This window comes from Stenotrophomonas sp. S39, from assembly GCF_016624665.1.
Taxonomy (GTDB): domain Bacteria; phylum Pseudomonadota; class Gammaproteobacteria; order Xanthomonadales; family Xanthomonadaceae; genus Stenotrophomonas.
This window is the reverse complement of the sequence record NZ_JACVTT010000077.1, coordinates 1-23,186: the sequence shown is the minus strand read 5'-3', so window position 1 is coordinate 23,186 and position 23,186 is coordinate 1. Positions and strand designations below refer to the sequence as shown.

The 23,186-nt window shown below is 69.8% G+C and carries 19 protein-coding genes; 6 read left to right on the top strand and 13 right to left on the bottom strand.

The window, feature by feature from the left end; all coding sequences use genetic code 11:
* Positions 1–197 precede the first annotated feature (197 nt).
* Positions 198–800, bottom strand: a complete 603-nt coding sequence (locus tag IAE41_RS17180) for a glutathione S-transferase N-terminal domain-containing protein (protein ID WP_200733950.1) — start codon at positions 798–800, stop codon at positions 198–200.
* A gap of 44 nt (positions 801–844) precedes the next feature.
* On the opposite strand from IAE41_RS17180, the gene rmuC reads away from it, so the two are divergent.
* The 3 genes from rmuC (at position 845) to IAE41_RS17165 (ending at position 3,479) form a co-directional block, all read left to right on the top strand.
* Entirely contained in the window at positions 845–2,395 is a 1,551-nt protein-coding gene (gene rmuC / locus IAE41_RS17175) for a DNA recombination protein RmuC (RefSeq protein ID WP_200733949.1), read from the top strand.
* Positions 2,396–2,467: 72 nt separating this feature from the next.
* Complete coding sequence (locus IAE41_RS17170; protein WP_200733948.1) at positions 2,468–2,866, top strand: hypothetical protein; 399 nt, start codon at positions 2,468–2,470, stop codon at positions 2,864–2,866.
* Positions 2,867–2,933: 67 nt separating this feature from the next.
* Positions 2,934–3,479: a glutathione peroxidase gene (locus IAE41_RS17165; RefSeq protein ID WP_200733947.1), complete on the top strand. Its 546-nt coding sequence runs from the start codon at positions 2,934–2,936 to the stop codon at positions 3,477–3,479.
* Between the two features lie 103 nt (positions 3,480–3,582).
* Here the strand turns inward: IAE41_RS17165 and IAE41_RS17160 are convergent, their stop codons facing one another.
* Genes IAE41_RS17160 through IAE41_RS17135 form a run of 6 tightly spaced genes read right to left on the bottom strand, consistent with a single transcriptional unit; the run spans position 3,583 to position 7,663 of the window.
* Positions 3,583–4,584, bottom strand: a complete 1,002-nt coding sequence (locus tag IAE41_RS17160) for a VacJ family lipoprotein (protein ID WP_200733946.1) — start codon at positions 4,582–4,584, stop codon at positions 3,583–3,585.
* 1 nt (position 4,585) lies between these two features.
* Complete coding sequence (locus IAE41_RS17155) at positions 4,586–4,897, bottom strand: STAS domain-containing protein (RefSeq protein WP_200733945.1); 312 nt, start codon at positions 4,895–4,897, stop codon at positions 4,586–4,588.
* A complete protein-coding gene (locus IAE41_RS17150; RefSeq protein ID WP_108747720.1) occupies positions 4,887–5,549 on the bottom strand; it encodes an ABC transporter substrate-binding protein in 663 nt (220 codons plus the stop codon). Before IAE41_RS17150 ends, IAE41_RS17155 begins: the two co-directional genes overlap by 11 nt.
* A complete protein-coding gene (mlaD, locus tag IAE41_RS17145) occupies positions 5,546–6,067 on the bottom strand; it encodes an outer membrane lipid asymmetry maintenance protein MlaD (protein WP_079224410.1) in 522 nt (173 codons plus the stop codon). The genes IAE41_RS17150 and mlaD overlap by 4 nt, the downstream gene beginning before the upstream one ends.
* A 58-nt stretch (positions 6,068–6,125) precedes the next feature.
* On the bottom strand, positions 6,126–6,875 hold the full coding sequence (locus IAE41_RS17140) for an MlaE family lipid ABC transporter permease subunit (protein ID WP_079224408.1): 750 nt from the start codon (positions 6,873–6,875) through the stop codon (positions 6,126–6,128).
* Positions 6,875–7,663: an ATP-binding cassette domain-containing protein gene (locus IAE41_RS17135; RefSeq protein WP_079225437.1), complete on the bottom strand. Its 789-nt coding sequence runs from the start codon at positions 7,661–7,663 to the stop codon at positions 6,875–6,877. The genes IAE41_RS17140 and IAE41_RS17135 overlap by 1 nt, the downstream gene beginning before the upstream one ends.
* A 212-nt stretch (positions 7,664–7,875) precedes the next feature.
* Here IAE41_RS17135 and recC point away from each other — a divergent pair, with 212 nt between their 5' ends.
* From recC to recD, 3 genes are read left to right on the top strand one after another with little or no spacing between them, the layout of a single operon-like run.
* Entirely contained in the window at positions 7,876–11,217 is a 3,342-nt protein-coding gene (recC, locus tag IAE41_RS17130; protein ID WP_200733944.1) for an exodeoxyribonuclease V subunit gamma, read from the top strand.
* Entirely contained in the window at positions 11,214–14,852 is a 3,639-nt protein-coding gene (gene recB, locus IAE41_RS17125; protein WP_200733943.1) for an exodeoxyribonuclease V subunit beta, read from the top strand. The genes recC and recB overlap by 4 nt, the downstream gene beginning before the upstream one ends.
* A complete protein-coding gene (recD, locus tag IAE41_RS17120) occupies positions 14,849–16,714 on the top strand; it encodes an exodeoxyribonuclease V subunit alpha (protein ID WP_200733942.1) in 1,866 nt (621 codons plus the stop codon). The genes recB and recD overlap by 4 nt, the downstream gene beginning before the upstream one ends.
* Positions 16,715–16,939: 225 nt before the next feature.
* Here recD and IAE41_RS17115 read toward each other — a convergent pair whose 3' ends face one another.
* The 6 genes from IAE41_RS17115 to IAE41_RS17090 form a co-directional block, all read right to left on the bottom strand.
* Positions 16,940–17,338, bottom strand: coding sequence for a hypothetical protein (locus IAE41_RS17115; RefSeq protein WP_200733941.1), 399 nt, complete (start codon positions 17,336–17,338; stop codon positions 16,940–16,942).
* Positions 17,339–17,405: 67 nt separating this feature from the next.
* Positions 17,406–19,445 carry an FUSC family protein gene (locus tag IAE41_RS17110; RefSeq protein ID WP_200733940.1) on the bottom strand — a complete coding sequence of 680 codons (2,040 nt, stop codon included), beginning with the start codon at positions 19,443–19,445 and terminating at the stop codon, positions 17,406–17,408.
* 3 nt (positions 19,446–19,448) lie between these two features.
* Positions 19,449–20,918, bottom strand: a complete 1,470-nt coding sequence (locus tag IAE41_RS17105) for an efflux transporter outer membrane subunit (RefSeq protein ID WP_200733939.1) — start codon at positions 20,916–20,918, stop codon at positions 19,449–19,451.
* A complete protein-coding gene (locus tag IAE41_RS17100) occupies positions 20,915–21,832 on the bottom strand; it encodes an efflux RND transporter periplasmic adaptor subunit (RefSeq protein WP_200733938.1) in 918 nt (305 codons plus the stop codon). The genes IAE41_RS17105 and IAE41_RS17100 overlap by 4 nt, the downstream gene beginning before the upstream one ends.
* The gene (locus IAE41_RS17095; protein ID WP_010487502.1) at positions 21,829–22,038 is read right to left on the bottom strand and encodes a DUF1656 domain-containing protein; all 210 of its coding nucleotides are present in this window, start codon (positions 22,036–22,038) and stop codon (positions 21,829–21,831) included. Before IAE41_RS17095 ends, IAE41_RS17100 begins: the two co-directional genes overlap by 4 nt.
* 108 nt (positions 22,039–22,146) lie before the next feature.
* Positions 22,147–22,602: a MarR family transcriptional regulator gene (locus IAE41_RS17090; protein WP_200733937.1), complete on the bottom strand. Its 456-nt coding sequence runs from the start codon at positions 22,600–22,602 to the stop codon at positions 22,147–22,149.
* Between the last annotated feature and the right edge of the window lie 584 nt (positions 22,603–23,186).

Below are 23,186 nucleotides of genomic sequence, written 5' to 3'. Positions count from 1 at the left end.
CTCGTGTGCCGACCAACGGTCGGCACCCACCACCAACAGCAGCAGGTTCTGACAGATCGCGGGAAACTGTCGAAGGCGGGTGGGTCCGGTTGCGGGGGCGTGAGCGCCATGCCCACGGGATGCAGGTTTTTGACGTTGACGTTGCTCTGGCTTGCAGCAGGTGCAGGGCTGCAAGCCCTGCAAACAAACCCCACCCCTCAGGCAACGCCGTTGTCGACGTGCGCGGCAAACCCCGGCTGCTGCCGCAAGCGCTCGAACCACGCCTCGACATTCGCCAGCACCGGCTTGCCGCCCGGCGTGCTGCGCCAGCGCTGCGTCGACAGGCCGAGCACGATGTCCGCCAGGGTGAAATCCGCGCCGGCCACGTGCGCATGGCCGGCCAGCTGCGCGTCGAGCATCGTCATCAGGCGGTTCCACTGCGCCAGGCTCGCCTCCGCCCGCGCATCGTCCGGGTAATCGGCATGCCGGCGCACGCGCGCCATGAACACGTGGCGCCACGCCGTGTTCAGATCGGTCGCCTGCCAGTCCATCCACTGCTCCACCCGCGCCCGTGCCTGCGGCGCCACCGGCAACAGATCGTGGCGCCCGGCGCGCGCGGCCAGGTAGCGGCAGATGCTGTTGGACTCCCACAGCACGAAGTCGCCCTCGCGCAGCACCGGCACCTGTGCGTTCGGGTTCAGCCCGCGCAGCAGCTCGGCATCGGGTGCCGCATGGTGCCGCACCGCCAGGTCCAGCCCGGCGCACAGCCACAGCACCTTGCGCACGTTGATCGAGGTCGGCTTTCCGTACAGTTCGAGCATGGCCAGACGCAGCGTTTGAGACGGGGCCAGCCTACACTGGCGGCATGCAAACTGAATTCCTGCTCCTCGGCGCCCTCCTCCTGGCCGTCCTCGTCCTGCAGCTGGTCGCCCTGCTGCGCCGCCCGCCCCATGACCGCCTGGAACAGGCCGTGCGCGAGGAGGCGCGGGCCGGCCGCAGCGAACTGCGCGAACAGCTCGATGGCTTCGCCCGCGCGCTGACCGATCTGTCCACCCGCACCGACCAGCGCCTGGACCTGCTGCGCGAAGCGCTTGGCGAAGATGCGCGCAAGGCCCGCGCCGAAGCGGCCGAAAGCCAGCAGCGCAGCGGTGCGTTGATGGGCCAGCGCCTGCAGGAACTGCGCGCGCAGCTGGAAGTGTTCGGCCAACAGCAGGAAGCTCGCATCCATGCCTTCGGCCAGCAGCTGCAGGAACTGACCACCCGCACCGACAGCCAGCTGGGCGCGCTGCGCCAGACCCTGGTGGACGATGCGCGCAAGGGCCGCGAGGAAGGCGCGCAGTCGCAGCAGCGCCTGACCGAAAGCCTCGGCCTGCGCCTGCAGGAGCTGACCCAGCGCAACGAACAACGCATCGCCGAGATGCGCACGACCCTGGAAGAACAGCTGCGCGCGCTGCAGAGCGACAACGCGCAGAAGCTGGAACAGATGCGCGTGACCGTGGACGAGAAGCTGCAGACCACGCTGGAAACGCGCCTGGGGCAGTCGTTCAAGCTGGTCTCCGAGCGCCTGGAACAGGTGCAGCGCGGCCTGGGCGAAATGCAGCAGCTGGCCACCGGCGTGGGCGACCTCAAGCGCGTGCTGACCAACGTCAAGACGCGCGGCAGCTGGGGTGAAGTGCAGCTGGAGAACATCCTCGAACAGACGCTCATCCAGGAGCAGTACGCGCGCGCGGTGAAGGTGCGCCCGGACAGCAACGAGATGGTCGACATCGCGGTGCGCCTGCCTGGCCGTGGCGACGACGCGCCGGTGTGGCTGCCGATCGATTCCAAGTTCCCGCGCGAGGATTACGAGCGCCTGCTGGACGCGCAGGACCAGGGCGATGCCGAGCTGGTGCGCGTCCAGGGCGCGCAGCTGGAACGCGCGGTGAAGGTGCAGGCCAAGTCGATCTCCGAGAAGTACATCGTGCCGCCGCACACCACCGATTTCGCGGTGATGTTCCTGCCCACCGAAGGCCTGTACGCCGAGGTCATCCGCCGTCCCGGCCTGGTCGACCTGCTGCAGCGCGACCATCGCGTGGTGGTGGCCGGCCCGACCACCATCACCGCGCTGCTCAACAGCCTGCAGATGGGCTTCCGCACGCTGGCCATCGAGAAGCGCTCCAGCGAAGTGTGGAGCCTGCTGGGTGCGGTGAAGAGCGAGTTCGGCAAGTTCGCCGGCATCCTGGAAAAGGCCGAGAAGCAGATCACCACGGTCGGCCGCAGCATCGGTGCGGCCAGCCGCAAGACGCGCACCATCGAACGCCGCCTGCGTGGCGTGGAGACGCTGGCCAACGAGCAGGTGCAGCAGCTGCTGGGCGACCTGGGCGAGGCGGAAGAAGAGGGTGGCGAGGACGAGGCCAGCGAGGGCGAAGAGACCTGAGTGCTCTGACACACCACCTGCACCATGCAATGCGTATGCTGGCGGCCTCGATTACCGCCTGCAGGTCCGACCATGCGTCTTCGCTTCCTTGCCAGCCTGGCCTTCGCCGCCCTGTTGTCGGCCTGCAGCAGCACGCCGCCCGCCGCTGATGCGGCGGCACAGCCGGCGGCGGCAGACACGCCGGAAGCCACCGAGGCCTACCAGGAAGCGCGCGATGTGGATTGCCGCGCCGCCGGTGGCACCCTGCAACCGCTGGGCCGCCTGCAACGCGTGCAGTGCGTGATTCCCTATGCCGATGCCGGCAAGGCCTGCAGCAGCAAGCGCGACTGCAGCGGCCAGTGCCTGGCCACGGGCGAAGCCGAGGCGGGCGTGCTGGCAACGGGCACCTGCCAGCGTGATGTCAGCCAGAACTTCGGCTGCCGCCAGCGCATCGAGGACGGCAAGGCGCAGGGCACGATCTGCGTGGATTGATCGCACGCGGCGCATCCGCGCAGCGCTATGCTGGTGGACCTTTCCCCGCCATAGCCGGAGCCCCCGCGTGAGCACCCCGATCCAGGATGTTTCCCTCACCACCATCGACGGCCAGCCGTCCACCCTGGGCGATTACCAGGGCAAGGTCCTGCTGGTGGTCAATGTCGCCTCCAAGTGCGGCCTGACCCCGCAGTACGAAGGCCTGCAGGCGCTGTACGCGGAAAAGCAGGCCCAGGGCCTGGAAGTGCTGGGTTTCCCGGCCAACAACTTCCTCGGCCAGGAGCCGGGCAGCGAAGCGGAAATCCAGCAGTTCTGCCAGCTGACCTACGACGTCACCTTCCCGATGTTCGCCAAGATCAGCGTGGCCGGCGAGGACACCCACCCGCTGTACCAGCAGCTGACCGCTGCGCAGCCGCAGGCCATCGGTGAAGGCCCGCTGCGCGAGCGCCTGGCCAGCAAGGAGATTCCGATCCACGCCGCACCGGCAGTGCTGTGGAACTTCGAGAAGTTCCTGGTCGGCCGCGATGGCAAGGTCGTTGCACGCTTCGCCCCGGACGTGGCCGCCGATGACGCGCGCCTGCGTGAGGCGATCGACGCCGCACTCGCCGCCTGATCGCACGGGGTCGGATCCCTTTCCCACGGAAAGGGCTCCGACCCCAGGCCGCGCAAAAAAAAACCCCGCCAAGGCGGGGTTTTTCATGCATGGACCACGGTGATCAGTTGGTCCAGTTCGGCATCGGCATGGCATCCACCGGAATCGGCGAATTCTCATCGTCGCTGCCGCGCTCGCGCTTGCCGCGCAGGTCGTTCTCGATCTGGTAGTTGCGGCGCTGCAGCCAGGCATCGCGCACCAGCGCGTACTCATCCACCGCCGAACTGCGCAGGTCGTCCACCGCCATCAGCTGCGCGCGGGTGTCGACCAGCTGCAGGCCCTGCAGGGCGATGCGGATCTTGTCTTCCTCGATCGTGCGCATCGGCGACAGCGGCATGTCGCCCGCCAGGCCGAACACATCGCGCACGGTACGCGGGCCGAAGAACGGCAGTTCCACGTAGCGCGAACGGCGCCAGCCCCAGGCACCCAGGGTCTGCCCGAAGTCCTCGCGGCGGTTGGGCACCATCGCCTTGCTGGCCGGGTCGAACAGGCCACCGATGCCCACCGTGGAGTTCATCAGGAAGCGGCCGAGGGTATCCCACGCATCATCCGGGCGGCCCTGCAGCAGCTGGTTGAGGATGGTGACCGGCGAGCGGATGTTGCTGAAGAAGTTGCTCACGCCGGTGCGTGCGAAGCGCGGCACGACGTGGGTGTAGGCGGTTGCCAGCGGGCGCGCGATCACGTTGTCCACGCCCACGTTGAAGCGGTGCACGCGGCGGTTCAGCGGCTCCCACGGGTCATAGGCAGCCGTGGTGGCGGCCGTGCCGGCGTTGCCGTACAGCGCGTCGAAATCGTCATCGCCACCAGGTGCGGCGGCGGCGGCCGCCGTGGCGGCATCGGTTTCGGCGGTGTCGGCCGGCGGCGGGGTGGCCGTCGCCGTTGCGTCGTCCGCGGCGGCAGCCGGTGCCGCTTCAACCGTGCCGGTATCGGCAGCGGGTGCATCGGCGGCCGTGCTGGCCGGGACCACGGTGTCGGCCACCGGCGCATCGCTGCGCGCGGGCTTGCCGGCACAGGCGCTGAGCGCCAGGGCCAGGATCATCAGGGGAATGGCGCGTACGACGTTCATGTCAGCTCGCAGCAGAAAGTGCATTGAAATCCAGATCGGGCGACAGCCGGTAGGCCGCGCTCAGTTCGTTGAAACCAGCCGGGGTGCCGGAGATCGCCAGCGGGTGGCCCTGGGTGCGCGCACGCGCGGCCAGTTCGGCCAGCAGCGCCAGGCCGGCGCTGTCCACGCGCTCGACTTCGCCCAGCTCCAGTCGTGCCAGCTTTGCCGGCAGGGCCTGGAGCTGCGGCCACAAAGCGATCACCGCGGCACGGTCGAGCACCCCGCGCAGGCGCAGGGTGTCGCCTTCCAGCAGTGCCAGCGGCTTACTTGCCATTGCCGGCCGGCCCGGCCTGCATGCTGCCGCTGCGCAGTTCGCTGGCCACCTGCTTGATGCCCTTCTGGCGCAGCGGGGCGTCGAACTGGTTGCGGAAGGTCTGCACGTAGGAGATGCCTTCGATGTTGACGTCGAAGATCTTCCACTGGCCGTTGACGTTGCGCATCCAGTACTCGACCGGGGTCGGCTCGTTGCCGGCACGCACCAGCTCGGTGGCCACGCGCACGCCACGGTTGCCCGGCAGCGGGCTCTCGCCCTTCAGGCGGAAGCTCGGCTTGCCCTGGATGTTCAGCAGGGTCGAGCCGTAGCGCTGCATCAGGCTGTCGGCCATCGCATCGGCGAACAGCTTGATGTCGGCGTCGGAGGCGCCGCGGGCGTGCGTGCCCAGCACCAGGCGCGCGGCATAGTCGCGGTCGAAGGTGCGGGTCAGTTCGCTGTCGATGTAGCTGCGCAGGCTGGCCGGGTTGCTGGTGAACTCAGCGCGGCGCTGCTGCAGGGTCGACATGATGCGGCTGCTGGCGTCGATCACCACCTTGCCGGCCTGGCCCTGCGGGGCGGCGGCAGCGGCGGGGGCGGACTGCGCCTGGGCCAGGAACGGGGTGGCCAGCAGCAGCGACGAGGCCAGCAGGGCCGGGATCAGTTTCATCTTCATGGTTGCGGTTCCGTTGCAGGCGACTGCTCGCCATCGTTGGGTTTCTGGCCAGCGCCACCGGCACTGCCACTGAACATGTACTTGCCGACCAGCTGCAGCAGGTCCACCGCCGGCTGGGTGAAGACGATCTCCTCACCGGGCTTGAGCACTTCCGGATCACCACCGGGCTGCAGACCGATATAGCTCTCGCCGAGCAAACCGCTGGTGAAGATGCCGGCGGAGGTGTCGGCCGGCAGGTCCTTGACCTTGCTGTCCATGCGCAGGGTCACGATCGACTCGAACTTCACCGGATCCAGTTCGATCGAGGCGACCTGGCCGACGGTGACGCCGCCGATCTTCACCGGCGCCTGCTTGCGCAGCTGGCCGACCTGGGAGAAGCGTGCCTTCAGCTCATAGCCCTGGCCGCCCCAGCTCCAGCGCTGGTTGGTCGAGGCCACGGCCAGCACCATCAGCGATGCCAGGGCCAGCAGCAGGAATGCGCCGACGGAGAATTCGAGTCTGGGACCGCGTATGGCCATGTGGATTACCTGATCGAGTCGTGGTGGCCGCGCGCCCTGCGCACCGCCAAAGGAGGGGTTAGGTGAACAACATTGCCGACAGCACGAAGTTGAACATCAGCACCAGCAGCGAGGCGTTGACCACCGCACGGGTGGTGGCCACCGAAGTACCTTCGATGGTCGGCTCGGCATGGAAACCGACGTAGGAGGCCACCAGCGCGGCGGTGCCGCCGAAGATCGCCGACTTCAGCATCGCCACGCCGAAGTCATCCCAGAAGTCCACGCTGTTGCGCAGCGCCGACCAGAACACGCCATTGTCCAGGCCCAGCACGTGCACGGCTTCGAAGTAGCTGGCACTGATGGCCAGCGAGCAGAAGATGCCGGTCAGCAGCGGCACGGTCAGCACTGCCGCCCAGAAGCGCGGCGCCACGGCCTTGGCCACCGGGTCGATGGCCATCAGCTCCAGCGCCTTGATCTGGTCGGTGGCCCGCATCAGGCCCAGTTCGGCGGCGATCGAGCTGCCGGCGCGGCCGATGAACAGCAGGGCGGTCAGCACCGGCGCCAGTTCGCGGTACAGCGACAGGCCGAGCAGGGTCGACAACGCGTCGGCCGCACCGAAGGTGGTCAGCGTGCGATAGCCCTGCAGGGTCAGCACCAGGCCGACGAAGGCACCGCCGACGGCGATGATCGGCAGCGAACGCGCACCGATCTTGTAGATCTCGCGGGTCAGCTCGGCGAGGAAATCACGCGTGGGCAGCGAACCGCGCAGCACGGTCAGCGAGAACAGGCCGGCGCGGCCCAGCGAACGGGTGGCTTGCACGAACGGCATCAGGCAACCCTCGCGCGCGGCGCAGCATCGAACGGAATGGGGCCATCAGGCTGGCCATGCAGGAACTGCCGCAGCAGCGGGTCCTGGCTGGACTGCAGCGCTTCGGGCGTGCCCTGGAACACGATGCCGCCATTGGCAATGGCGATCACCTGGTCGCAGATCGGCAGGGTTTCATGCACGTGGTGGCTGACGATGATGCTGGTCAGGCCCAGGCTGTGGTTGAGGCGCTGGATCAGGCTCATGATGACCCCGGAGGCGATCGGGTCCAGCCCGGTCAGCGGCTCGTCGTAGATCATCAGCGGCGGGTCCAGGGCCAGCGCGCGGGCCAGTGCCACGCGGCGCGCCATGCCACCGGACAGCTCGCGCGGCCAGGCATCGGCGGCGGCCAGCAGGCCCACCGCGTGCAGCTTCATCTGTACCAGCCGGCGCAGCACCGCCGCCGGCAGGCGGGTATGGGTGCGCAGGGGCAGGGCGACGTTCTCGGCCACGGTGAGGTCGGTCAGCAGGCCATTGCCCTGCAGCAGCACGCCCACGCTCTTGCGCATTTCCAGCAGCGCGCCGCTGTCATGCGGAATGGGTTTGCCGAACAGGGTGACCTCACCAGCGACCGGGCGCAGTTCGCCGGTCAGCGCCGCCAGCAGGGTCGACTTGCCGCTGCCGGACGGGCCCAGCACGGCGGTGATGCTGCCCTGTGGAACCTGCAGCGAAACGTCGCGCAGGATCGTGCGTCCGCTCCGGTCGATGCGGACGTTGGACAACTGCACCAGACTGGAGGCGGAAGCCGACATGGGCACCATTAACGTTTTTTAGACATCGAAGGGTGGGGTCAGTCGGCTGAACATAAGCAGACTGGACGGTGCAGTATTGTGGCACGTCGCGGCCGGCGACAGGCCGGGACAATTCCCGGGGGTGCCGGAACAATCCATCGCAGCGATCGCTGCGTCCCCCAGTGACGTACGTCACCATTGAATACTGCCGAGCGTCCTGCACACTGTGCACGATGACCGACCCGTTCAGCGACTTCCGCCTTTACCACTCCAACTCGTTGGACGTGCTGGCCGCCCTGCTGGCCCGCAACGTGCGCACCCCGGTGCCGGGCCAGCCGCTGCTGGCGCCGGAGGTGGTGCTGATCCCGCAGGTGGCGATGCGGCGTTGGCTGCAGGCAACCCTGGCGGCCGAGTATGGCGTGGCCGCCAACCTGGAATTCCTCACCCCGGGCGAGTTCGTCGCACGCGCGCTCAACGCCAACGTCACCGGCGAAAGCGACGACCTCGATGCCGCCGGCCTGCACTGGAAGCTGTACCAGGCGCTGCGCGACCCCGCGCTGCTGGCACAGCCACCAATGCGTGCCCTGCAGGCCTATCTTGCCGGCGGTGATGCCCTGAAGCCGTGGGCGCTGGCGGGCGAGCTGGCCTCGGTGTTCGAGAAGTACCAGGCCTGGCGCCGTGACTGGCTGCTGCGCTGGGATGCCGGCGCCGACCCGGCCGATCCGCAGGCGATCCTGTGGCGGGCCATCGCCGGCGGACGCGGTTACCGCGCGCGGCGCATCCAGGCCTACCTGGATCGCTTCGAAGGCCCGGACAAGCCGAAGCCGAACGGCCTGCCGCCGCGCCTGTCGGCGTTCGCCACGCTCAACATCTCGCCCGATGTGCTGCGGGTGATGGCCACCCAGGCCCGCGTGGGCGAGCTGCACTTCTATATGCCCACGCCGGTGCAGTCCTACTGGGGCGACCTGCAGACCCTGGCCGAGCGCCTGCGCAGCGGCGCGCCCGATCCCTTCGGCGAGGCCGCGGGCGAGAACCGCCTGCTGGAGGCCTGGGGCGCGGCTGGCCGCGACTTCATGGCGGTGCTGGGCAGCTACGAAGTGGTGCACCCGGCCGGCGAGATCGCCGCGTACTCCGATCCCGAGGATGACACCCGCCCGACCCTGGCCGAGGGCGGCCTGGCAGACAGCCTGCTGCACCGCCTGCAGCGCGATCTGTTCCACCGCCGCGCGCTGCCCTCGGGCGAACTGCGCGCGGAACTGCGCAGCGATGACCCCAGCCTGCAGGTGCATGCCTGCCATACCCGCCTGCGCGAACTGCAGGTGCTGCACGACCAGTTGCGCAGCCTGCTGCAGGACCCGCGCTTCGACCCGCCGCTGCAGGCCCGCGAGATCGCGGTGCTGGCGCCGGACATCGATCCCTACGTGCCGTACCTGGAAGCCGTGTTCGGTGGCCGTGGCGGCGACGAGGAACACATTCCCTATGCGCTGGCCGACAGCAGCCCGCTGGCGGGCGAGCCGCTGGCCGACGTGTTCGTGCACCTGCTGTCGCTGCCGGTATCGCGCTTCGGCCTGAACGAGATCCTGGACCTGCTGGCCAGCGCGCCGCTGGCCGAGGCGGCCGGGCTGGAGGCGGTGGATTTCGACCGCCTGCATGGCTGGCTGCAGCAGGCCGGCGCGCGCTGGGGCCTCGATGCCAACCATCGCGGCCAGCTGCTGGCGCCGCGCGACGATGCCTACACCTGGCAGTTCGCGCTGGATCGCCTGCTGCTGGGCCACGCCACCGGCAGTGATGTGGACCTGGCCGGCGTCGCGCCATGGATCGAACTGGAGGGCGGCGCACTGGACGCGCTGGACCGGCTGCTGCGCCTGCTGCGCGTGCTGGCGCTCTACCAGCGCAGGCTGGGCGAGACCCTGAGCCCGGCACAATGGCGGCAGCGCCTGCTGTCCCTGCTCGATGCGCTGCTGCCGGAAGCACCCAGTTCACCCAACAGCCAGCGCGCGCTGGAGCGCCTGCGCAAGCTGCTCAACCAGTTTGCCGACGACGCGCACAAGGCCGGCTTCGAGGACGGCGTGCCGCCGGAGGTGGTGCGTGCGCACTTCGCCGGTGCCCTGTCCGAGGCCGATACGCGTGCGCCGCTGCTGACCGGCGGCATCAGCTTCGGCCGCATGGTGCCGATGCGCCTGCTGCCGTTCCGGGTGATCTGCGTGCTGGGCCTCAACGATGGCGACTTCCCGCGCCGCGACCCGGCCGCTGGCCTGAACCAGCTCACCGCCGAGCTGGACACGCCGCGCCGCCGACCGGGCGACCGTTCGACCCGCGAAGATGACCGCTTCCTGTTCCTGCAGCTGTTCGCCGCCGCGCAGGATGTGTTCTACCTGAGCTACCTGGGCGCCGACCCGCGCGATGGCAGCGTGCGCGAGCCCTCGGTGCTGGTCAGCGAGCTGATCGACGCGGCTGCGGCCTACCACCAGGACCCGGTCGCGGCCACCCGCGGGTTCACCGTGCGCCATGCGCTGCAGCCGTTCTCGCCTGCCGCCTTCGGCGAGGGTGATCCGCGCCGTTTCAGCTACCGCCGGCAGTGGCACCCGGCCGCCGGGCGAATGGCCGGCCAGCGTGGCGGGTTGCAGCCGTGGTTCGACGCCGCGCTGCCGCCGCCCGTGGACGATGCGGTGGAAACCGAAGTCGCACTGGATACGCTGCGCCGCTTCCTGTGCGACCCGGCCGGGCAGTTCCTGGCCCAGGCACTGGGCCTGCGCCTGGCCGACGACGTCGAAGACGTGGATGACCTGGAGCCGCTGGTGCTGTCCTCGCGCGGCCCGGAAAAGCGCAGCGTGCAGGCTGCCGTGGTGCGCGCCACCATCAGCGGTGATGTCGAGCCGCTGTACCCCCGCCTGCGCGCCCGCGGCCTGCTGCCGTCCGGTGCGCTGGGCGAGCGCCAGTTCGAGGCGGAACAGCTCAAGACCCGCCCCTACGCCAGCGCGATGCTGGGCTGGATGCAGGGGCAGCCGCTGGAAAGCCGTCGGTATGAAGTGGAGATCGACGGCGTGCGCCTGCACGGCCGCGTGGCCGATCGCCACCCCGAAGGCCTGGTGCGGCTGCGCGCCGGCACGCTGAACGGCAATGCAGTGATCCGCCAGGGCCTGGACTGGCTGCTGGCCAATGCCGCCGGTGACGCGCTGCCGCTGGTGCAGTTCCACGATGGCGGCGACGCCGGCCCCGGGCCGCACATCCTGCCCGCACCGGGCGCGGCGGCTGCACGCGCCGCCCTGCGCGCCCTGCTGCAGCTGCGCCAGCGCGGCCTGCGCGAGCCGCTGCGCTTCGCCCCGTACACCGGCTGGGTGCTGTTCACCGCCCCCGTGGAAAAACAACGCAGCGAAGGCTGGAAGCAGTGGCACGGCAGCGACCGCAGCTGGGGCGAAGCCAACAGCGATGCGTGGCAGCTGCTGCTGCGCGGCGCCGATCCCTTCGCCGATGACGATGATTACGCCGACCTGCTGCGCAACAGCCAGGTCGTCTTCGGTGCGGTACGCGATGGGCGTGGCCCGGCGGGCACCGGCAAGGAGGCCGACGCATGAGCACCCCCGTGGATCCCTACCTGCTGCTGCCGCTGCAGGGCATCGGCCTGATCGAGGCCAGCGCCGGTACCGGCAAGACCTTCACCCTGGCCACGCTGTTCACCCGCCTGGTGGTGGAACAGGGCCTGCGCATCGGCCAGATTCTGGCGGTCACCTTCACCGACGCCGCCACCCAGGAACTGCGCAAGCGCATCCGCGAGCGCCTGGCGCTGGCCGCGCGCCTGGTCGATCTGCCGCCCGCCGATGACGAGGCCCCCGACGCGCTGCTGACCCGGCAGGTGCTGCAGCGCCACCTTGAAGCGGGCAGCGAGAGCGCCGTCGCGCTGAAACGCCGCCTGCAGGCGGCCGCCGATGAAATCGATCTCGCCTCGATCTTCACCATCCACGGCTTCTGCACCCGCGTACTGCGCGAGCATGCGCTGGAAAGCGGGCATACCTTCGATCCGCCGGAGCTGCTGGCCAGCGACCGCGAGCTGCTGGAGGAACTGGCGGCTGACCTGTGGCGCGTGCACGCCAACGATGCGGCGACGCTGGAGCCGCTGACCTGGCTGTGGTCGAACCCGGACGCGCTGGCCTCGGACCTGCGCGCGCTGCTGGCCTCGCCGCCGTTGTACCCGCGCCCGCAGCCGCTGGCGGTGGAGGATCCCCGCGCGGCCCTGCAGGGCGCGGCGGCGGACCTGTCGATGGCCGTGCGCGAGCATGGCGAGCAGTTCTTCCTCGACCTGTGCGAGGCCGTCGACAACAAGTGGATCAACGGCGTTTCCTACAAGCTGGGCTGGCTGCATCCGCTGGGCCGGCAGCTGCTGGCCTGGGCCGGGCGCGGCGATGCCACCGAACTGCTGTCCAGCGACCGCCTGCCGGCGCTGCTGCCCGATGCGCTGGTGGCCAAGACCAACAAGAAGTTCGCCGACCGCACGCCGTCCTCGCCGCTGCAGGCCCCGCTGCAGCGCTACGTGGCCCTGCTGGCCCAGCGCGAGCAGTGGCTGCGCGCCGCTGCGCTGAACTACCTGCACGCCCTGCGCGAGGAAGCCACCCAGCGCCTGGCCACGCTCAAGCGCACGCGCCGCGTGCAGACCTATGACGACCTGATCGATGGCGTGGCCCATGCACTGGAGGGCTCGCAGCGGCTGGACCTGGTGCGCAAGCTGCGCCAGCAGTACCGCATCGCCCTGGTCGATGAATTCCAGGACACCGATGATCGCCAGTGGGGCATCTTCCACACCGTGTTCGGCGATTCGCCGGAGGTGCAGCAGCTGGGCCTGCCACCGGCGCTGTTCCTGATCGGTGACCCGAAACAGGCGATCTACGGCTTCCGTGGCGGCGATATCCACACCTACCTCAAGGCCAAGCAGGCCGCGCGGCCGGCACCGCCGCTGGACCAGAACTTCCGTTCGCGGCCCTCGGTGCTGCGCGCGCTGCAGGCGCTGTACGACAACGGCGGCGAAGACGCGTTCCTGGAGGCGGGCATCGGCTTCGAGCCGGTCCGTCCCGGTGGCGTGCGCAGCGACGACGACTACCAGCGCGACGGTGCAGCGGCGCCGGCACTGACCCTGCGCGTGCTGCGCAGCGACGGCGACAAGGCGCTGAGCGCCGATGCCTCGCGTGCCGCCGCCACCCACGCCTGCGTGGCGGACATCCACCAGACCCTGCTGGACGCGCGCGCCGGCACCGCCATCCTGCGCGGCCGCCCCGTGCGGCCCGGTGACATCGCCGTGCTGGTGCGCTCGCACCGCGAGGCAACGCTGGTGCAGCGCGCGCTGGCGGCGGTGGGCATTCCGGCGGTGGCAGCCGGCAAGCAGAGCCTGTTCTCCACCAGCGAGGCGCGCGACCTGCGCGCGCTGCTGCTGGCCCTGCTGCAACCGGCCGACGAAGGCCGCCTGCGTGCGGCGCTGGCGACGGTACTGCTCGGCCAGCGGGCCAGCGCGATCGCCAGCATGGAACGCGAGGGTGACCTGCAGCGTGCGTTCCAGGCGCAGCTGCTGCACTGGCGCGAGCGCTGGCAGCGCGGCGGCCCGTTCGCCGTGGTGGCCGATGTCTGCGCCGCACAGGGCGAGCGCCTGCTGGCGCTGATCGATGGCGAGCGCCGGCTGACCAACTATCTGCAGCTGGGCGAACTGCTGCAGGAAGCCTCCGCGCAGGCGCTGGGCATGCATGGCCTGCTGGACTGGCTGCAGGGGCAGATGGCCAACGCCGACCAGAACGACGAACAGCAGCTGCTGCGGCTGGAGTCGGATGCGCGCCGCGTGCAGATCATCACCCTGCACAAGAGCAAAGGCCTGGAGTACCCGCTGGTCTACCTGCCGTTCGTTGGCATCGACGGTGGCGCACCCAACAACGCCGCACACTGCACCGTGCACGTGGGCGGCGAGCGCCAGCTGCACTGGAAGCTGGACAAGGACGAGGCCTGGGATGCCGCCAGCGGGCAGCGCGACCGCGAACAACGCGCCGAGGATGCGCGCCTGCTGTACGTCGGCCTGACCCGCGCCGAGCATGCGCTGTGGATTGCCATCGGCGACCTCGCCGGACTGGGCAGGACCCGCCTGGCACCGCTGCTGGGTGACCTGCAGGGGCTGCGCGCGCACGCCGATGTGCATATCGACGACAGCGAGCCGGTGCTGCGCCTGCCGCAGCTGCCGGTGGAACAGGAAGGCGAACTGCCGGCCGTGCGCAGCCTGACCCGGCGCGTGCCGCACGACTGGTGGGTGTACAGCTTCACCCAGCTGGCACATGCCGATGCCGGCAATGACATCGAAGCCGCTGCGACCGAACTGCCGTCGCCCGCGGCCGATGAGCCGGCCGGCGCGGAACTGCCGCTGGAACCGGCCCTGCCCGAACCCGCTGCCGCCGAAGCCGCGCCGCTGGACCCGCGCTTCATGGGCAGCCGTTTCGGCAACGTGCTGCACGAGGCGCTGGAGAACGTCGATTTCGCCGCATGGTGCGGCTGGACACCCGGCCAACCCGCGCCCGAAGGGCAGCCCGAGCTGCTGCGCAAGGCGCTGCACGACGAAGGCTATGCCGACGAGGACCTCGACGACGGCGTGGCGGTGCTGGTGCCGCTGGTCGGCCACACGCTCACCGTCGCGCTGCCCGAAGGCGGTGCCCTGCACAGCCTGGGCGAAGGCGAGCGCCGCGCCGAAATAGAATTCCACTTCGCGATCGAACCGACCGCCGTGCCGGCACTGCTGCAGCTGCTGCACGCCCATGGCATTTCCAGCGCGCGCCGCGGTTTCGGCCTGCGCCGCCGGCTGGAAGGGCTGATGACCGGCAAGATCGACCTCACCTATGTGCGCGATGGGCGCTGGTACGTGCTCGACTACAAATCCAACCGCCTGCCGGGCTACAGCCCGGACCTGCTGCAGATCGCCATGCGCCACAGCGAATACGACCTGCAGGCGCTGATCTACACCGTGGCCCTGCACCGCTGGCTGCGCTTCCGCCTGGGCGGTGCCTACGACTACGTGCGCGACATGGGCGGCATCCGCTACCTGTTCTGCCGTGGCCTGGATGGCAACGGCAATGGCGTGTACGTGGACCGCTTCGCGCCGGCGCTGGTGGATGGGCTCGATGCGCTGTTCGCTGGTGGCGACGCCGCCCATGCCGAACTGGTCGCGCGCGCCATCGGAGCCCGCGCATGAGCGCCACCCTGCTGCAGCAGCTTTACCGCGGCGGTCATCTGCGCACCCTCGACCATGCCCTGGCCACCAGCCTGCGGCGTCTGCGCGAGGACACGCCCGATGGCGTGGCGGTTGCCGCCGCACTGGCATCGCTGGCGGTGTCGCAGGGCCATGCCGCGTTCGATCCGGCACACCCGCAGCGCGTGCTGGAAGGTTTCCAGGCCTGGCCCACGCCGGCGCAGTGGCTGGCCCAGCTGCAGGCTTCGCCGTGGGTGGCGCAGCCGGAGGACCCCGGCGCGGCCGCCGACGAGGCACCGCTGGTGCTGGAAAACGGCCTGCTGTACCTGCGCCGCTACCGCGAATACGAGCGGCAGCTGGCGGCAGGACTGCAGCGCATCGGCCGCCACCCGTTGCCGGGACCGGACATGGCGGCGCTGGCACCCTTGTTCGCGCGGCTGTTCCCCGCTGCCGCGGCGCAGGAAGACCACCAGGCCCGCGCCGCGGGTGTCACCCTGCGCCACCCGTTGGCGCTGGTGACTGGCGGCCCCGGTACCGGCAAGACCACCACCATCGCCCGCCTGTTGCTGCTGCTGGCCGCGCAGGCCCTGCACGCCGGCGAACCGGTGCCGCAGGTCGCACTGGCCGCGCCCACCGGGCGTGCCGCCGAACGCATGGCCGAGAGCCTGCGCCTGGCCGTGCAGCGCCTGCAGGAAGAGGGCCTCGATCCGGCGTTGTGCGCCGCGTTGCCGGGCACCGGCACCACCCTGCATCGCCTGCTGGGTGTCATTCCCGATTCGCCGCGTTTCCGCCACCACGCCGACAACCCGCTGCCGGTGGATGTGGTGTTGGTCGACGAAGCCTCGATGATCGACCTGCCGTTGATGGCCAAGCTGGTCGATGCCATCGCCAGCGGCACGCGGCTGATCCTGCTGGGTGACCCCGACCAGCTGCCCTCGGTGGAGGCCGGCGATGTGCTCAGCGCCATCCTGCGCGCCAGTGGCGATGGCACCGGTACGCGCGCCGATGATGCGCAGGCCCTGCACGGCCTGCTGGCGGCGCCGACCCTGCAGCCGCAGGCCGCGCCACGCGCTTTCGCTGGCCGCCGCGTGCAGCTGCAGCGTGGCTACCGGCAAAGCGATGCACTGCAGCTGGCGCCGCTGGCGCAGGCCGTGCGTGAGGGCGACAGCCGCACGGCCCTGGCCCTGCTGCGTGGCGGCAGCCTGTCCGGTGTCAGCTTCCATGAAAACGATGCCGACCCGCTGCGCGGGCAGCGCGAGCACCTGCTTTCGCACTGGCGCGCGCTGGCCGAAGCGGAAGATCCCGGCCGCGCGCTGCAGCAGGCCGGCCGCCTGCGCGTATTGACCGCCCTGCGCGAAGGCCCGCAGGGGGCACGCGGGCTCAACAGCCGCATCGAACAGCTGTTGGCCGGCAATACTCCCGGCTACTTCCAGGGCCGGCTGCTGCTGGTGACCGAGAACAGCTACCGCCACCGCCTGTTCAACGGTGACATCGGCATCTGCCTGCGCGACCCCAGCGGCGCGATGGTGGCCTGGTTCCCCGGCGATACCGCCGAACAGCCCCGTGCGTTCCACCCGGCCGCACTGCCCGCGCACGAGAGCGCGTTCGCAATGACCGTGCACAAGGCGCAGGGCTCGGAATTCGATGAAGTGTGGTTGCAGCTGCCGCGCCAGGACAGCCGCGTGCTGTCGCGCGAACTGGTCTACACCGGCCTGACCCGCGCCCGCCAGCGCCTGCATGTGGCCGCCAGCGAAGAGGTGCTGGTGGCAGCGTTGAAGCGGCACGCGAGCCGCCTCGGTGGATTGGCGTGGCGGCTGGGTGCCGAAGCGGGGTCGGATCCTGTTCCCGACGGGAACGGGCTCTGAGCCCCATCCACGCATGGCGTGGATCTACTGGCGACTGCGGCTGTTGGTAGGTGTCGACCGTTGGTCGACACATCTGTCAGACATCGATATCCGACCCCGTGCCGACCAACGGTCGGCACCCACCAAAGCAGAGCGCCATCCCTCAGGAAACCCGCTTTTGCCGTTGAGGTTGCCGGCCAGCGGCCGGCACTACCGCAGGTGCAGGGCGCAGCCCTGCCGCCACCTTCATTCCGCGATCAACACCAGCCCGTCCGGAAACACGATCGCCGGCTCATCGGCACTCAGGTCGAAGAACCCCACGCCGTGCTTCTCGGCCAGGTCCTGCACGCGACCATGTGCACGCTCGGCCACCGAATACGCGAACGCGCCGTAGATTACCTGGCGGCCGATGCTGTAGTCGGTCACCTCGGCACGATCGTCATTGTCGTTGCTCAGCGGCCCGTTCATCGGCGGGAATTCCTGTGCCATCTCCGCAAACCAGGCCTGCAGCGCCGGGCTGCTCACCGCCGGGTCGTCGTACTCGTGGTTCTCACCCCACTCCGCCTGTTTCTCGAACCAGGCGATGAAGGCCGCGGCGTCGCGCGGGGCCACGCTGGCCTCGAACACCATCATGTCGTAACTCATTGAACCGTCCCGTTGGCATGGTCGAAGGATGACGATGGTAGCGCCGGGCCACGCCCGGCGGATCGCATCACACCGACGGTGCTTCGGCGTCCGCCAACCCCGGCGCCAGCGCCTTCGCTTCCGGGAACAGCGCGAAGCGCAGGCCGATCAGGCCCATCAGTGCTTCATCGCGCGCCTTGCAGGCGGCCACGCCACCCACGCGCCCCAGTGATGTGTCCAGGCGCTCGCGCAGGGCTTCGGCCGCGGCAATCGGGTGGCGCGCGGCGATCTGCCGGCGGTAGTGCGCGGCGATCTCTTCCAGGATGTGCTCCACCGCCTCGCGGCTGCGCCCGGGCAGTTCCAGGCGGGCGCGGCGCAACTGCAGGATGTTCAGGCCGATGCGCGCCTCGTTGAGCATGTCCACCGAGGCGATGTCGCTGCCTTCCGGCGTCGCCGCCAGGCGCGGAGCGAGCAGGCCCAGCAGGTCGAGCATGCGCGCGGCGAAGCGCTGGCGGTCCTGCTGGCCGCGCCCTTCGGCGGCCTCGGCCAGCGTGGTCCAGCCCTGCCGCACCAGGCGGCGCGCGGTCCACTCGGCACCCACCGAACGGAACAGGCGGGTCATCACCACTGCAAAGCCGATGCCGATGAACATGGCGATGGACGAATTGAGGAAGCTCTGGATGTTGGCGCTGTAGGTGTTCTGCAGGCTCAGCAGGGCGGCAAGATTCACCGTCAGCGGCAGTGCGAACAGCGCGCTCTTGGGGTGGTGCAGCAACAGGCCCAGCGGCAGGAACGCCACCGCCAGCACCAGCGCCAGCAGGCCGAAGTCATGCACGGCCGGGAACACGCCGAACAGGTACACGCCGGCCACCAGCGAGGCGACGATGGCCCACACCAGGAACGAGACCATGCTCGGTGCCGGATCGTCCTGCGCAGCGAAGAAGGCCGCCGTCACCGCCGCCATCATCGCGCCGTTGCCGCCACCTTCCCAACCCAGGCCGATCCACAGCACGCAGTAGCTCATCAGGGCCACGCCCGCGCTGAGTGCGGAGAACAGCGCCATGCCGTAGTCGACATGCTTGTCGGCGGCCACGCGTTCGGTGCGGATACGGTAGTGCGCGCGGTCCAGCGGCGCGGTGCCGTGGTCGATCGCGTGCTGGAGGGTGCGGCAGTCCTGCCACAGGTCCACCAGCTCCTCCAGGCGCAGCAGCAGGCTGGCCAGCTGAAGGTGCTGCAGGTCGCTGTCCACCTGCGGCTTCAGCGCACTGATGCGCGCGCGCAGGCGGGCGTAGTCGCTGGCACTGGCGGGTGTGTCGATCCAGTCGTGGATGTCATCGACCAGCGCAGGCAGGCCTTCCGGCAGTGTTTGGCCATCGCTGCGCAGCGCGCTCAGGCGATCGGCGATCGAGGACAGCACCGGCAGCAACAGCAGCATGCGCTCGCGCAGGCGTTCCATCGAAATGGCCCCACCGGCATGACGCGGATCATCGCGGCGCAGGAACTCGATGAGGGCCTCGAACTGCACCAGGTCGGCGGCCAGCCGGTTGCGCGGGGCATGGGCACGGCCGCGCTCGAGGATCTGCCGGCACCATTGCGACGCATCCTCCATCCAGTTGCCGATGCGCGTGCGCAGCATCGGCTGCACCGAGGCCGGGAACAGCAGCGAGGCGGCCAGCACCGCCACCACCGTGCCGAGGATGATCTCTTCGCTGCGCGCCACCACCGTGTCGAAGATGGTTTCCGGCGAAGTCACCGCCGGGAAGCCGATGAAGGCGGTGGTGTAACCGGCCAGCAGGAACGCATAGCCGCGCGGGCCGCGGTTGAGCAGGGCCAGGAACAGGCAGGCGGCCAGCCAGATCGACATCGCCGCGCTCAGCACCAGGGGCGTTTCCACCAGCGCCGGCAGCACCAGCAGGGTGGCCAGGCCGGCCACCAGGGTACCGACGATGCGGTACACGCCCTTGGCCCGGGTCGGGCCCAGCAGCGGTTGGCTGACGATGTACACCGTGCCCATCGCCCAGTACGGGCGCGACAGGTTGCCGGCCATGGCGATGTACAGCGCGGCCACCGCGGCCAGGTAGGTCTTGATCGAGAACAGCCACGCCTGGCGGTCGGTCAGCGCGTTCATGGCTTACTTCGCCGTGGCCTGTGCGGTGGCGGGCGCGGCCGGGGCGGCTGTCGCCTGCCAGCCGCCACCCAGCACCAGGAAGAGATGGATCTGGTCGCGCGAGACCTGCGCCTCGGCAGCGGCCAGGGTGGCATCGCTGGTGGCCAGGCTGCGGTCGGCGTCCAGGCTGGACAGGTACGGCGTGCGTCCGCCCTGGTACAGGCGGCGGTTCTGCTCGGCGGCCAGTGCGGCCTGCTGCTGGGCTTCGCGCAGCGACTGCAGGCGGCGCAGGTCCTGCGCGTAGCGGTCCAGCGCAGTCTGCGTCTCGCGCAGGGCCTGCAGCACGGCATGGTCGAACTCGGCCAGCGCAGCATCGGCACCGGCCTCGGCGGCGTGGATGCGCGCGTGGGTGCCCGAGGACGGCAGCGTCCAGGAGATCAGCGGGCCGATCGACCACTGCTGGGTCATCGGCGTACCGAAGTCTTCCAGCAGGCCGGCGGCACCGAGCGAGGCGCCCAGGCGGATGTCCGGGTACAGCTCGGCGGTGGCCACGCCAATCCGCGCGGTGGCCGAGGCCAGCTTGCGCTCGGCCTGGCGGATGTCGGGGCGGCGCTGCAGCAGGGCGCGGCCATCACCCACCGGCAGCGGCTGGGCCAGGCGCGGCGCGTCGGCGCAGTCGATCACCCCGGCCGGCAGTTGGCCGGGGGTCTGGCCCAGCAGGGCGGCCAGCGAATAGGCCGCGGCCGAACGCTGCGCGCGCAGTGGCGGCAGCGCGGCTTCCAGCAGGGCCACCTGCGCGTTGGCGCGGGCCAGTTCCGGCGGCGTGCCGCGGCCGGCCTGGATCAGGCGCTGGGTGACCGAGCGGCTGCGCTGCTGCAGCTGCAGCGAATGCTGGGCCACGTGCAGTTCGTGGTTGGCGTGGCAGATTTCCAGGTAGCTGTCGGCCACCTCGGCCACCACGCTCACCTGGGCCAGGTCGCGTGCGGCGGCCACCGACTGTTCGTCGGCGTGGGCGGCTTCGGCACCGCGCTTGAGCTTGCCGAACAGGTCGAACTGGTAGCTGGCGGAGAACTTGCCGTCGGCCAGGTTGATCACCGGCAGTTCGTGCTCCTGCAGGAAGGCCTCAGCCGACAGCTGCGCGCGGCTGACCCCGGCTTCGGCCTCGTACTCGAAGCCACCGGCATCCATCGCCTGTTCGTACACGGCCGCGGCGCGGCGCAGGTGCGCATCGGCGGCCTTCAGTTCTACGTTGTCACGCAGCGCCTGTGTGATCAGGCCGTCCAGCACGGGGTCGTTGTACAGCGACCACCAGCGGTCGGGCAGCGCCTGGTTGGCGGCGACGTCCGGGTTCCGGGTGTCGATGAAGGCGGCATTGGCCTCCGGGCGCTTGAAGGCCGAGCCTTCCGGCAGGGCGTAATCCGGTCCGACGGTCTTGCAGGCCGCCAGGCTGGCCAGCGCGACGATCAGGCCAAGACGGGGCAGGGTGGTGTTCACAGGCCCGCCTGTGTCGGCGTGGTGCCGGCCTTGTCTGCGTGCTTGCTGCTGTTGGTCTGCACCGTCACCGTGGCGGTGCGGCCGGCGATCAGTTCGACGCCCTGCGGCACCTCGTCGATGGCGATGCGCACCGGGATGCGCTGCGCCAGCCGCACCCAGTCGAAGGCCGGGGTGACGTTCGGCAGCAGGGTGCTGCCGTTGCTGCGGTAGCGGTCCTCGATGCCGGCGGCGATGCTTTCCACGTGGCCACGCAGCGCGGTCGACTCGCCCATCAGGCGGATGTCCACGCTCTGCCCGGGGGCCACGCCGCGCAGGCGGGTTTCCTCGAAGTAGCCATCGATGCGGAACGAGCCGGTATCCAGCAGCGCCAGTACCGGCTTGCCGGCCACCACGTAGTCGCCCACGCGCATGGTGCGGTCGTTGACCCGGCCGTCGGCCGGCGCGTGCACCTCGGTGCGGGCCAGGTTCAGATCGGCCAGGTCCACAGCTGCCTGGGCGGTGGCCAGCGCGGCCTGCGCGGCCTGCAGCTTGGCCCGGCGCACTTCGGCATCCTCGGCGGCCACCAGGTCCTGCAGGCTGCGGTCGCGGCCGATCTCGCGGCGCAGCTGCGCCACCGAGGCCTGGCGCTCGGCCAGGCTGGCCTTGGCCTGTTCCAGCGCGATGCGGTAGCGCGCGCGGTCGATCACGAACAGCACGTCGCCCTTCTTCACTGCCTGGTTGTCGGCCACGTTCACCGATTCCACCAGGCCGGACACATCCGGGGCCACCTGCACCACGTCGGCGCCGACATGGGCGTCACGGGTCCACGGCTCATCCATGTAATAGACCCACAGCTGGCGCAGCACCAGCAGGGCGACGATCACCGCTGCGCTGGTCAGCAGTATGGGAAGGGTCTTCTTCACGATCTTGTTCACGATTGCATCCAACGCAGGAGGTGGAACAGCAGGCCCAGCACGATCCCGTACAGCGCCAGGTTGAACAGCGCCGGATGCCAGACATGGCGATAGGCGCCGGCACGCTGCAGCAGCGCGTGCAGGCCGCTGTTGACCAGGTAGGCCAACAACATCAACCCGAGCAGGGTCGGGACGAACACTCCGTGGAGACTGAATTCACCGGGCATCGGTAGGGGGGCGAGATGGGGGAGGGGAGGGCAACACACAGGACAACGGCAACGGGCAAAAGCCGCTGGCGCGTGCACGGCAGCGGCGGTGTTTCAAGGAGAACGGCGTCACGTGATGCGGTCGGCCGCCTCGGCCAGCAGGCGCCATGCCTTCAGCACGGCCTGCAGTTCCTCCATGGAAAGTTCACCGAACACGTCCTGGCGCAGGCCGATGAGCTGTTCCTCCAGCTCGCGCACCAGCACCTGTCCCTCGTCGGTCAGCCACAGCAGGTTGGCGCGGCGGTCGCTGGCGTCGCTTTCGCGGCGGACCAGTTCGCTGGCGCACAGCTTGTCCAGCAGGCGTACCAGGGACGGGCCTTCCATGCCCAGCTGCTGGGCCAGCGCCACCTGGCGGATACCGCCGCCGGAGCGGCCGATCATCAACAGGGGCATGGTGCAGGCGGTGGAGATGCCGTAGCTGCCGAGCCGGCTGTCGGCCAGACGCTGCCACTGCCGCCCTGCATAGAGCAGGCCGGAGCTGAGCTGCATCTGCAGCCGGGTACGTTCGTCGAGGGGTGTGTCCATAAGAGATAGATAGGATACTACTAATTTCATTCCTATCAATAGTTTTTGCTGAATGGTCGATCGGGGTGGGTGTACTGGGGAAAGCGTTGCGCCTGCTGGTTGTCGGTGGGGCAGCGGGGGCCAGACGGTGCAGGACAGGCCGTAAACCCCCCTCCGGGGTCCGGCGCAGCCGCTGGCGGCTGTGCGTTCGGGCGCTTGCGAGGCATGCCTCGCAAGCAAAGCGCCCTCACCCTTGGGGGCTCGTAGGCGCCATCCATGGCGCCTGCGGTCCTGCACCGCCCGGCCCCCGCTGCCCTCCCATCACCCCGCGAGCGCGGTGGGTTGGCTCTTTAAAGGCAAGGGCAGGAGCCAAAGCAGCGCGGACCAACGGTCCGCACCCACCACAGCGCCGCGCGGTGCTTCCGAAGCCATCAACCCCCGCTTTTGCCCCCGCTTTCGGGCGGTCCGGCCGCGCCCGCAGGAAACTGTCCGGGAGGGGGAGAGGGGGCTGCGCAGGACCGTTGGCGCCATGGATGGCGCCATCGAGCCCCCAGGGTGAAGTGACCCCCTGAAGTTGGACGGTTGGGGGGGCTAGGCGGCCAGCG

Bases quoted from the DNA above. Each gene is read 5' to 3' on its own strand.
- IAE41_RS17180 (WP_200733950.1), bottom strand. From the start codon at position 800: ATGCTCGAACTGTACGGAAAGCCGACCTCGATCAACGTGCGCAAGGTG.
- rmuC (WP_200733949.1), top strand. From the start codon at position 845: ATGCAAACTGAATTCCTGCTCCTCGGCGCCCTCCTCCTGGCCGTCCTC.
- IAE41_RS17170 (WP_200733948.1), top strand. From the start codon at position 2,468: ATGCGTCTTCGCTTCCTTGCCAGCCTGGCCTTCGCCGCCCTGTTGTCG.
- IAE41_RS17160 (WP_200733946.1), bottom strand. From the start codon at position 4,584: ATGAACGTCGTACGCGCCATTCCCCTGATGATCCTGGCCCTGGCGCTC.
- IAE41_RS17155 (WP_200733945.1), bottom strand. From the start codon at position 4,897: ATGGCAAGTAAGCCGCTGGCACTGCTGGAAGGCGACACCCTGCGCCTG.
- IAE41_RS17150 (WP_108747720.1), bottom strand. From the start codon at position 5,549: ATGAAGATGAAACTGATCCCGGCCCTGCTGGCCTCGTCGCTGCTGCTG.
- mlaD (WP_079224410.1), bottom strand. From the start codon at position 6,067: ATGGCCATACGCGGTCCCAGACTCGAATTCTCCGTCGGCGCATTCCTG.
- IAE41_RS17140 (WP_079224408.1), bottom strand. From the start codon at position 6,875: ATGCCGTTCGTGCAAGCCACCCGTTCGCTGGGCCGCGCCGGCCTGTTC.
- IAE41_RS17135 (WP_079225437.1), bottom strand. From the start codon at position 7,663: ATGTCGGCTTCCGCCTCCAGTCTGGTGCAGTTGTCCAACGTCCGCATC.
- recC (WP_200733944.1), top strand. From the start codon at position 7,876: ATGACCGACCCGTTCAGCGACTTCCGCCTTTACCACTCCAACTCGTTG.
- recB (WP_200733943.1), top strand. From the start codon at position 11,214: ATGAGCACCCCCGTGGATCCCTACCTGCTGCTGCCGCTGCAGGGCATC.
- recD (WP_200733942.1), top strand. From the start codon at position 14,849: ATGAGCGCCACCCTGCTGCAGCAGCTTTACCGCGGCGGTCATCTGCGC.
- IAE41_RS17115 (WP_200733941.1), bottom strand. From the start codon at position 17,338: ATGAGTTACGACATGATGGTGTTCGAGGCCAGCGTGGCCCCGCGCGAC.
- IAE41_RS17110 (WP_200733940.1), bottom strand. From the start codon at position 19,445: ATGAACGCGCTGACCGACCGCCAGGCGTGGCTGTTCTCGATCAAGACC.
- IAE41_RS17095 (WP_010487502.1), bottom strand. From the start codon at position 22,038: ATGCCCGGTGAATTCAGTCTCCACGGAGTGTTCGTCCCGACCCTGCTC.
- IAE41_RS17090 (WP_200733937.1), bottom strand. From the start codon at position 22,602: ATGGACACACCCCTCGACGAACGTACCCGGCTGCAGATGCAGCTCAGC.